Source organism: Rhodoblastus sp., assembly GCF_041915505.1.
Lineage (GTDB): Bacteria > Pseudomonadota > Alphaproteobacteria > Rhizobiales > Beijerinckiaceae > Rhodoblastus.
In genome coordinates this window covers 1-9911 of the sequence record NZ_JAYSBG010000114.1, presented here as the reverse complement: position 1 = coordinate 9911, position 9911 = coordinate 1, and the positions used below count along the sequence as shown (strand labels likewise).

The following is a 9911-nucleotide window of genomic DNA, read 5'->3' as shown; positions in this document are numbered from 1 at the left end:
GAGGAGATCAACGCAGACTCGATCGGGAGGGCAAAATCCGCCCGGGAACCAACAGGCGAATCACTTGAGGCGACCGCTCGCGCAAGGATTTGCATAAATCCGTGTTTTGGCAAGCTTTGCCGTGTTTCGGCGTCTCCCCGTCCCAAGGATGAAAGCGAGGCGCCGCGAGCGTCAGCGCTTTCGCCCGAGCCTGCCTCCAGGCGTGGCTTTTGAGCCAACGCGCGCCTTGATGGGGCGCGAAACGCGGTAAGTCACGTTACGTCCCGCGTCGCTGTGGCGGGGGCCGCTCCCATGCACTGCTGCACCTCGCCCGGCACGCCATAGTCGCGCATGAGCGCGTGGCTGTCGCGCAGGCCGCAGGCCTCCCGCTGCACCACGAGCATCCACAGGGCGTAGCCGGCCTCCGTCACCAGGACGCGCCGCGCCGGCTGCGCTGACGCCGGCGCCGCCGAACGCGGATGGGCGGCGTCGAATTCTCGCAGCGTGGCGAGAGCTTTTTCCAGCGCCCGCCCCATCCGTCCGAGCGCAACGGCCTTCTCCTGGGCGATCTCATATTTGAGAGCGTCGATGGGAGCGCGATCGAGGCGAAAATCGCGGGACATCCGTTACCTATAGCGCCGCATCGGCCGCAGGCGCAACGATGCGCTCGCCTTGGCCGCCTGCGGCGCCCGGGCAAGTAAGTCAGACAATTGATACCTTTTGATGTTATCTGGGCGGGGGCGGAAGATCGCTTTGGCGTACGGCAAGCCCCGCGCAACAAAGGCCCGTGCTTGCCAGCCGAGCCGTGTAACGGTAATCACAGTTTAGCAGAGACGTTCAGCGGGTTACGTCCGAAAATGCTCTGGTCGGGCGACAGGACATGGGAAGCTCCAACATCATGACCATGGACGACGGGATTGCCGGCGCCGGCGAAAGAAAAGAGGGAGCCCTGCTCGGGCTTCAGTCGGGGCGTCTCAGCCGCCGGTCGTTTTTGATCGGCTCCGCTGCGGGTCTCGGCGCGCTGGGGCTCGCCGGTTGCGAGACGACGGACGGCATGAGCCGCGCCGAGGCGGCGAAGCTTTACGGACCGGCGCCCAACGAGAAATTCCCGGTCCCGGCGGTCGATGTCGCCAAGCTCAATCCGAAATATTATCGCCGGATCGTGCCCTACGACACCAAGGAAGCGGCCGGCACGATCATCATCGATCCCGCCAGTTATTATGTCTACCGCATCGAAGGCGATGGAAAGGCCACGCGCTATGGCGCGAATGTCCCGCGCAAGGGCTTCCTGTGGAGCGGCGACGCTTATGTCGGGCGCAAGGCGGAATGGGCGACCTGGACTCCGCCCAAGGAGATGATCCAGCGCCAGCCCGAGGCGCGCAAATATGCCGGCGGCATGCCGGGAGGTCTGGACAATCCGCTCGGCGCCCGCACGCTCTATCTTTATCAGAACGGCGCCTATACGCTTTGCACGATCTACAGCACCAGCGACCCGGAGACGCTCGGGACCGGCGTGACGAGCGGCTGCACCGGCCTCTTGACCCAGGACATGCTCGACCTCTATTCGCGGACGCCGGTCAAGACGAAGGTGATCCTCCTGCCGGCCTAGCCGACGGCGTCAACACGAAGATCCCGAGAGCCGGCTTTCCCGGAGTCGGGGATGGGTCACGGGCGAGGGCTCTCGAGTCTCGCGGAAGGACCGCGTTCGGCTCGAAGCAGACATGCCGGACATCGCCCGCGGATGCCTCATGTCGACCCAGTGGCGACGAAGGAACCGAGGCCGTCAATGCGTCATGCAAGGCGCAAAGCGGCCATTGGATCAGGCTGTTCTTAGGCGGGGCGTCGCCCCTAAAGCATCGCGTCAGCCAAGCGCGTCCGTTCCATTTATTGCGATTGGGAGGCCAGCGGCTTTCCATTCCGGGAAACCATCTTCGAGACGCCGGGCCGTGAAACCGTGCCTGCGCAGCAGCGCCACGGCCTCGAAGGCGAAGACGCAATATTGGCCGCGGCAATAAGCGACGATTTCGCGCTCCTTCGGCAATTCACGCAAACGCTCGTCCAGTTCACGCAGCGGCGCATTGATCGCCTGCGGCAGGTGGCCGGCGTCGAACTCGTCCTCGGGGCGTACATCGAGCACGGTCACAAGGCCATCGCGCATCCGGCGCGCCAGCTCCTCGCGCGAAACGGGCTCGAACTGGTCGCGCTGGCGAAAATAGCCGCTTACGATTTCGCGCACCTCCGCGACATTGCGCTCGCCGACGCGATGCAGCGCGGTCACCAGATCGAGCACGGCGGTGTCGCTGACCCGGTAGAGGATCTGTTTCCCGTCGCGCCGGGAGGCCAGCAAGCCGGCGCTCCGCATCAGACGCAAATGTTGCGAGGCGTTTGCAACGGACAGCCGCGCCGTCGCAGCCAGATCCTCGACGCTGCGCTCGCGTTGCGCCAGCAATTCGAGAATGGTCAACCGGTGGGCGTGGCCGAGGGCTTTGGCGATTTCCGCGAATTGCGCGAACAACGCGCTCTTGGGAGAAAGGCTTGACATAGGGTTCATCTCGTAGAAATATTCAATAGAATAATTGAATAATGCCTTGGCGACAAGTGGACCATCGTTTTGGGCAAGGCGAAGCGCACTCTTCCGCCGCGCGGTGAAGATCGGAGCCTTTCATGATCCTCAGGCAGTTTCTGCACACGAACCCTGTCGGCATTTCGTACCTTTTCGGTTGCGGCGGCAAGGCGTCAGCCGCTGTGGTCGACCCGGTCGGCGACATCGAGCCTTATCTGAAGGCCGCCGAGGAAACCGGGATGCGGATTCTCTTTGTCGTCGACACCCACATCCATGCCGATCATGCGTCGTCCGGCTGGAAACTCGCGGAAGCCGCCGGTGCGGACTATGTGCTTTTCGCTGGCGCGGACGCCAAGCCGGCGTTCCGCGGTGTAAAAGACGGCGACGCGCTGCCGCTCGGCAATGTCACAGCGGAGGTTCTGCATACGCCCGGCCATACGCCCGAGCACATCTGCCTGCTCGTGGCGGACCGCACTCGCGCGCAGGAGCCGTGGTTTGTCCTGACCGGCCATACCTTGATGGTCGGCGACGTCGGCCGCACCGAACTCGCCACCTCGCTTGACGCCGGCGCGCGCAAGCTGTTCCGCAGCCTCGGCCGGCTGAAGGCGCTGCCCGATTATGTCGAGGTTCTGCCCGGCGCCTTCGCCGGCTCGGCCTGCGGTCGCAGCCTGAGCGGCCGGCCTATGTCCACCATCGGTTTCGAGAAGCGCCACAACGCCGCCTTTCGCATCGCCGACGAAGAGGAATTCGTCCGCGCCATGTCGAAGGACGTTCCGCCGCCGCCGCCCGGCGCAGCCGAATTGCGCGCTGCCAATGCGGGCCTCGTGACAACGTAACGAGAGTCTAGCCCTCACACGGTTTGGAAGGACCGGTCATGCGGTTGGGAGAGGACCGATGAAAAACATCTTTGATACCGCGCGCGCAATGGCTGTCTCGGCCTTCGCGCTGGCGCCCAGTTTGGCTTGGGCGCAGCAGCCGACAGGAACGGACCAATACGGCTATGGTCCGCACATGATGTATTGGCATGGCGGATGGTCCGGGATGATCTTCGGTCCGCTGTTCATGATCCTTGGTCTCGCCCTCGCCATTGCCGTGGCGGTTGTCATCGTGCGCGCGCTCTTCGGTTCCTCGGGCTGGATGCAGCCTCCGCGCCAGGCCTCGCCGGAGCGCACGCCGCTCGACATTCTCAAGGAACGGTTCGCGCGCGGCGAAATCGAGAAGGAAGAATACGAACAGCGCCGTCGTGTGCTTGGAGAATGAGACCTTCCCCGTAACGCACATCGATCCGCGGTGAGGCCGGAGGAGTCAAAGGACCAGCGTCACTTCGCCGCTCATCGTCCATGGGGAAATGGATCATGAAATTCCTGTTCATCATCAACGATCCGCCCTACGGGTCGGAGCGCGTCTATAACGCCCTGCGGCTGTCGCATGCGCTGGTGAAAAAAGACCCAGCGGTTCAGGTCACGTTTTTCCTGATGGCTGACGCCGTCCCTTCCGCGAAGGCGGGACAAAAGACGCCGGAGGGCTATTACTGCGTCGAGCGGATGCTAAAGCGGGTCCTCGCAGGGAAGGGGAAGGTCCTGCTTTGTGGAACCTGCATGGACGCGCGCGGCCTTTCCGAGGCCGAACTGCTGGAAGGCGCGCGGCGCAGCACGATGGACGAACTGGCCGCCGAAACGATCGCCGCCGACAAGGTGCTGACTTTCTGACGGTCACCGCGACGCAAGGCGCGATGTTCTTCCCACCGTCAGGCTGGCTGGCGCGCGTCATGGCGCCTTTCGATCCCTGGCTCGGTCGGCGCACGATGATCGGCGCCGCCTTCATCGCTATGGCGATCCGATCCACATGAGTTCGAAGAGAACGGCCATGTCTGAACAAAATCCGGCTCATTCTTCCGTGCGTCTCGGCATGCGCGAAAACTGGCGCCAGTTTGCGCTGCTCGTTCTGGTCAACGCCTTTGTCGGCGGCATGGTCGGACTGGAGCGGACAGTGGTGCCGCTGATCGGATCGGAGGAGTTCAAGATCGCCTCCACCACGATCGTGGTGTCCTTCATCGTCAGCTTCGGCGTGGTCAAGGCGCTGGCCAATCTCGTCTCCGGCCATTTCGCCGATATTTACGGCCGCAAGCACATGCTGATCCTGGGTTGGCTGATCGGCCTGCCGACCCCCTTCATGATCGGCTGGGGCCCAAGCTGGGGCTGGATCGTCGCCGCCAACGCCCTTCTCGGGATCAACCAGGGTTTCGCCTGGTCGATGACAGTCATCATGAAGATCGACCTCGTCGGCCCGAAATCGCGCGGCCTCGCCGTCGGCCTCAATGAATTCGCCGGCTATGTCTCGGTCGGGCTGACGGCCTTCTTCACCGGCTACATCGCCCAGCATTACGGCCTCCGGCCGCAGCCCTTCTACCTCGGCATAGCCTATGCGGTTCTCGGCCTCGCCTGCTCGATACTGCTGGTGCGCGACACCCGCCATCACGTTCGCCTCGAAATGGCCAATCACGCCGCCCCGGCCGAAAAGGCCGGCTTCTGGGAAATCTTCCGCCGCACCTCGTTCGGCGACCGCAACCTGTTCGCGGCGTCGCAGGCCGGCCTCGTCAACAATCTGAACGACGGCATGAGCTGGGGCATCTTCCCGCTGTTCTTCACCGCCTTCGGACTTGGCGTCGAGCGGATCGGCATATTGAAGGCGGTCTATCCGGCGGTCTGGGGCGCGCTCCAGACCGTCACTGGCCCCCTGAGCGACCGCTGGGGCCGCAAGGGGCTGATCGCGGCGGGCATGTGGGTGCAGGCCGTCGGCCTGTTCCTGACGGCGGCGACCCGTGAGTTCCGATGGTGGTTCGTCGCCAGCATCCTGCTCGGGCTCGGCACCGCCATGGTCTATCCGACGCTGATCGCCTCGGTGTCCGACGCCTCCCATCCCGCCTGGCGGGCGCGATCGCTCAGCGTCTATCGGTTCTGGCGCGATCTGGGCTATGCGATCGGTGCGCTCTCGGCCGGCGTCATCACGGATTTCTTCGGCGCCCCCGCCGCGATCAACGCCGTCGGCGCGTTGACGTTCGTTTCTGGAGCCATCGTCGCCATCATCATGAAGGAGCGCGAGCCAGTCCACGGCGTGAGGAATCCGCGATGAAAGTCGAACCCGAGCAGGAAACGCGCCTCCCGCCAATCCTGCGCAACAAGCGCCCCGAAGCCGATTCAGTCTTCACGCCGGAGGCGTTATTAAGGGAGGCGCGCCGGCAAAAAGGCCTGCAAGCCGGCTCGGTTCCCGAAATCTGCATCCTCGATCCAGACGGCGACATCGTCGCGCATCTTGTCGCGGAAGGACGCGCCACGCGGTCGTCCGCCTGGGCCTGCTATCACACCGATCTTCACGTCTTCGATGAAAATGGGCAGGCTTACGGTATTGTCGGCCAAGCTGTCGGCGCCGCCTTCGCGGTCCTGGTCGCCGAGCAATTGTTTGCCTCGGGCTGTCGGCTCCTGATCAGCATAGCCTCGGCCGGCCGGATCGCCGAGACCTCTCTTCCATCCTATTTTGTCGTCGATCGCGCTCTGCGCGACGAGGGAACGAGCTACCACTATCTGCCTCCGGCCGATTACAGTCTCGCCGATGCGAGGTTGGTTGATGCCGCGCGAGACGCCCTTCGGCGAGGTGGAATGCCGGCTGAAGTTGGAGCGACCTGGACGACCGACGCGCCGTACCGCGAAACAGCCACCGCCATCGACGCGGCGCGTAGCGAAGGGGTCCTCGCTGTGGAAATGGAGGCGGCGGCGCTCTGTGCCTTCGCCAGCGCGCGACGCCGACCCGTGATTTGCATTGCCCACGTCACCAATGAAATGGGTCAGATCGAGGGCGACTTCGAAAAGGGTGCAGCTAACGGCGCAAGCACATCGCTAGAGGTCATCGACCTGATCGCGCGCGGTTGCCATGTGGCGAGTTTGAGCCTCGGGAATTCAGCCGAATAATGGCGGCCTTGCTATTAAACAGCCCGGTTAAGACGGCTTCCCGCTTGGGACCGGCCATTCATTCAACTTCCGCTTTCCGGCCGTCCCTGTCCTTGCGGGCGACGCTCGCGGCCTTCCGCTCTCCGCCGCAAATGGGCCATTGAGGCGACGACTGCTTCCCGCCCGACCTCCAACTCAAACTGAGGGGCCGCCTGCGTTGCGCTCAGGAATAGGCCTGCAGGTCCTGGCTGATTTCGATGGCGTGGACCACCGACCGGGCGATGCGGGCGTTTTCCTCGGGAAAACCGCCGTCGCGGATGAAGCGGCCGAAGGCGGCGAGTTCGTCGGCCAGAGCGTCATGGGCGCCGACCTGATATTCGGCGGTCTTGGCGGCCGTGAAATTATCCGCGGCGAGGCGCTCCGTCCCGGTCGATTCATAGACGCTGACCTTGCCGGTCAGTTCGTCCAGCTCGACGATCAGGCCGTCGAGCGTGACGGTGGCGGTGCGCCGGCGCTCCGAGGCGATCCAGCTGCTTTCGACATGGCCGGTCATGCCGCCGTCGAAGCGCAGGAACATCTGGGCCTGGGCGGCGGGGCAGCCGCCATAGGCGCGGCGGGCGTGGCGCGCCGAGGCCGGATGCTGGCCCGAGACGAAAATGGCGTTGGCGAGATCATGCACCGCGAGGTCGAGCAGCACGCTGTTCTTCTGGATGCGCCCGATTCCGCGCCGGCGGGCGTCGAAATGCAGCACCGGGCGCCCGGAGTCCGCGACCAGCTTTTTCACCAGCAAGATGCCCGGGTTGAACAAGGTGGTATGGCCGGTCATGGCCACCAGCCCCCTGGCGCGGGCGAGCGCGGTCACGTCGTCGCACAAGGCCGAGGTCGAGGCCAGCGGCTTGGCGATCAGCACGTTCTTGCCGGCTTCGAGCAGGGTTTTGGCGAGATCGGCATGGGTGTCGTTCGGCGTGGTGACGACGCAGGCGTGAATGCTGGCGTCCTCCAGAATGGCGTCGAGCGACGGCGCCTGCTGCGCCTGCCCGGCCCGACGCTCCTCATGATGGTCATAGGTGCTTTTCAGCGCGAAATCCGGCAAGGCATTGAATTTATTGGCGAGAGTCTGGCCCCAGGGGCCGAGGCCGATGACGGAAATATTGATGGTCATGTTCGCCCCTTACGCACGGCGCTGCTAATCCGCGGATCAGCGGCGGCGGCGCGACAATCCGAAGTTCGAGAATTCGAAAATCAATCGATGGCCCGCCTGGCGGGGTTGACGCCCGCAAGCGCGCCGGGCAGCCCTTAGCACGGAGGGGGCGCTTCGCCAACCCTTTGGCGACGATTGCGCTTCGGCCGCGCGACAAACCGTCCCGGCTACGCTTTTCAGGCCTTTTGCCTAGTGACGCCGGGCGATTCGCGGCGTATAGGCCCCGCAGCGGTCGAAGCCGCCTGTTTCCCTGGCTTCCGTTTCCTGGCCGTCTGTCCTGAGGAGTCGTCTGAATGTCTGCGCCCATGATGCCCTTCATCGACCTCGCGGCGCAACGCGCGCGCATCGCCGACAAGATCGACGCCGCGGTCCGCAAGGTCATCGCTCATGGCGCCTATGTCATGGGGCCGGAAGTGTTCGAGCTCGAAAAGCAGCTCGCCGACTTCTGCGGCGCGAAACATACGGTCTCCTGCGCCAGCGGCACCGACGCCTTGACCATGGTCCTGCTGGCCAAGGGCGTGAAGCCCGGCGTCGCCGTGCTCTGCCCGAGCTTTACCTTCGCCGCGACCGCCGAGGCCGTGGCTCTGCTCGGCGCGACGCCTTATTTCGTCGACGTGCTGCCCGACACCTTCAACATGGATCCGGCCTCGCTGGCGGCCGGGATCGCCGAGGCCCGCGCCGCCGGGCTCGATCCGGTCGGGGTGATCGCGGTCGATCTGTTCGGCCAGCCGGCGGATTATGACGCGCTCGCGCCGATCTGCGCGCGCGAAAATCTCTGGCTGCTGTGCGACGCCGCCCAGGCTTTCGGCGCGACCTACAAGGGCCGCAAGCTCGGGACTTTCGGCGTGGCGACCACCACCAGTTTCTTCCCGGCCAAGCCGCTTGGCGCCTATGGCGACGGCGGCGCCATTTTCACCGATGACGACGAACTGGCCGGTGTGCTGCGCTCGATCCGCGTGCACGGCCAGGGGACGGACAAATATGACAATGTCCGCCTCGGCGTCACCGGACGGCTGGACACGATCCAGGCGGCGATCCTGCTCGAAAAGCTGGCGATTTTTTCCGAGGAAATCGCGGCGCGCGACGAAATTGCGGCGCGTTACGCCGAGGGCCTCAAGAGCGTGGCGATCCCGCCGGCGGTGATCGCGGACGCCCAGTCCGTCTGGGCGCAATATACGATCCGTCTCAAGCCCGGCCAGCGCGACGGTTTCGCGGCGGCGCTGCGGGACGCGGGCGTTCCCACCGCCTGTTATTATCCCGTCCCGCTGCACCGTCAGACCGCGTACAAGGCTTTCCCCAGCGTCGGCGGCCGCCTCGCCGCGACCGATCAATTGTCGCAGGAGGTCATTTCCCTGCCGATGCATCCCTATCTCAAGCCGGAGGCGCAGCAGCGCATCATTGCGGCGGCGGTCAAACATCTCGGCTGAACTGCCTGGACGGCTAAAAAAACAACCCGCCGCGAGCGTTCGCGGCGGGTTTTTCATGCGCGGGTCCCGGATGGGACGTTCCGTCACTTCTTTTCGATCTTGGCGCGCTCGATCGATTCCACGATCAGGCGCTTGGCCTCCTCGGCGTCGCCCCAGCCGGCGAACTTGACCCATTTGCCGGGTTCGAGATCCTTGTAATGGCAGAAGAAATGCTCGATCTGCTTCCAGGTGATCTCGGGCAGATCGGTATAATTCTGCACGCTGTCGTAGCGCTTGGTCAGCTTGTGGCTCGGCACCGCGATGATCTTTTCGTCGCCGCCGCCCTCATCGGTCATTTTCAGCACGCCGATCGGGCGCACATTGATGAAGGCGCCGGGCGCGATCGGGCGGGTGTTCGCCACCAGAACGTCGCAAGGATCGCCGTCGTCCGACAGGGTGTGCGGGATGAAGCCGTAATTTCCGGGATAGCGCATCGGCGTATAGAGGAAGCGGTCCACGAACAGGGCGCCGGATTCCTTGTCCATTTCATATTTGATCGGCTCCCCGCCCAACGGAACCTCGATCACGACATTCACATCTTCCGGGGGATTCTTGCCGGTCTTAATGGCGTCAAGACGCATTGCGCTCTCCGATGGTTGCGAACTGCCGCCCATTAGTCAGGCGAGGCCGTAAAAGGCAACCCGGACTTTCCGCTCATTTCGAGGACGATTAATTCCCGAGCGCGCCGAAGCCGAGGGCGAGGCGGCCGAGCTTTTCGGCGCCGAAATATTCGCTGGCCTTGCGGATCGGCTCGCCGC

The 9911-nt window shown here is 64.3% G+C and carries 11 protein-coding genes; 7 read left to right on the top strand and 4 right to left on the bottom strand.

Translation table 11 applies throughout. The features are described from left to right. Nucleotides 1–251: 251 nt before the first annotated feature. A complete protein-coding gene (locus ACE3S9_RS09180; protein ID WP_374546148.1) occupies nt 252–602 on the bottom strand; it encodes a DUF6665 family protein in 351 nt (116 codons plus the stop codon). Between the two features lie 275 nt (nt 603–877). Here ACE3S9_RS09180 and ACE3S9_RS09175 point away from each other — a divergent pair, with 275 nt between their 5' ends. After that, complete coding sequence (locus ACE3S9_RS09175; RefSeq protein WP_374546149.1) at nt 878–1588, top strand: L,D-transpeptidase; 711 nt, start codon at nt 878–880, stop codon at nt 1586–1588. 252 nt (nt 1589–1840) lie between these two features. On the opposite strand, the gene ACE3S9_RS09170 is transcribed toward ACE3S9_RS09175, so the two are convergent. After that, nucleotides 1841–2521 carry an ArsR/SmtB family transcription factor gene (locus ACE3S9_RS09170; protein WP_374546147.1) on the bottom strand — a complete coding sequence of 227 codons (681 nt, stop codon included), beginning with the start codon at nt 2519–2521 and terminating at the stop codon, nt 1841–1843. Nucleotides 2522–2643: 122 nt separating this feature from the next. On the opposite strand from ACE3S9_RS09170, the gene ACE3S9_RS09165 reads away from it, so the two are divergent. From ACE3S9_RS09165 to ACE3S9_RS09145, 5 genes are all read left to right on the top strand, one after another. Next, entirely contained in the window at nt 2644–3378 is a 735-nt protein-coding gene (locus tag ACE3S9_RS09165; RefSeq protein ID WP_374546146.1) for an MBL fold metallo-hydrolase, read from the top strand. A gap of 58 nt (nt 3379–3436) precedes the next feature. Further along, a complete protein-coding gene (locus ACE3S9_RS09160) occupies nt 3437–3802 on the top strand; it encodes an SHOCT domain-containing protein (RefSeq protein WP_374546145.1) in 366 nt (121 codons plus the stop codon). A 95-nt stretch (nt 3803–3897) separates the two neighbouring features. Further along, nucleotides 3898–4251, top strand: a complete 354-nt coding sequence (locus ACE3S9_RS09155; protein ID WP_374546144.1) for a DsrE/DsrF/TusD sulfur relay family protein — start codon at nt 3898–3900, stop codon at nt 4249–4251. Nucleotides 4252–4408: 157 nt separating this feature from the next. Beyond that, entirely contained in the window at nt 4409–5674 is a 1266-nt protein-coding gene (locus ACE3S9_RS09150; RefSeq protein WP_374546143.1) for an MFS transporter, read from the top strand. Beyond that, the gene (locus ACE3S9_RS09145; protein WP_374546142.1) at nt 5671–6507 is read left to right on the top strand and encodes a nucleoside phosphorylase; all 837 of its coding nucleotides are present in this window, start codon (nt 5671–5673) and stop codon (nt 6505–6507) included. Before ACE3S9_RS09150 ends, ACE3S9_RS09145 begins: the two co-directional genes overlap by 4 nt. A 202-nt stretch (nt 6508–6709) precedes the next feature. Here ACE3S9_RS09145 and ACE3S9_RS09140 read toward each other — a convergent pair whose 3' ends face one another. Further along, the gene (locus tag ACE3S9_RS09140; protein WP_374546141.1) at nt 6710–7648 is read right to left on the bottom strand and encodes a Gfo/Idh/MocA family protein; all 939 of its coding nucleotides are present in this window, start codon (nt 7646–7648) and stop codon (nt 6710–6712) included. A 332-nt stretch (nt 7649–7980) separates the two neighbouring features. Between ACE3S9_RS09140 and ACE3S9_RS09135 the strand changes: the two genes are divergently transcribed. Beyond that, entirely contained in the window at nt 7981–9114 is a 1134-nt protein-coding gene (locus ACE3S9_RS09135; protein ID WP_374546140.1) for a DegT/DnrJ/EryC1/StrS family aminotransferase, read from the top strand. Nucleotides 9115–9197: 83 nt separating this feature from the next. On the opposite strand, the gene ppa is transcribed toward ACE3S9_RS09135, so the two are convergent. Continuing rightward, nucleotides 9198–9734, bottom strand: coding sequence for an inorganic diphosphatase (gene ppa, locus ACE3S9_RS09130; protein WP_374546139.1), 537 nt, complete (start codon nt 9732–9734; stop codon nt 9198–9200). Between the last annotated feature and the right edge of the window lie 177 nt (nt 9735–9911).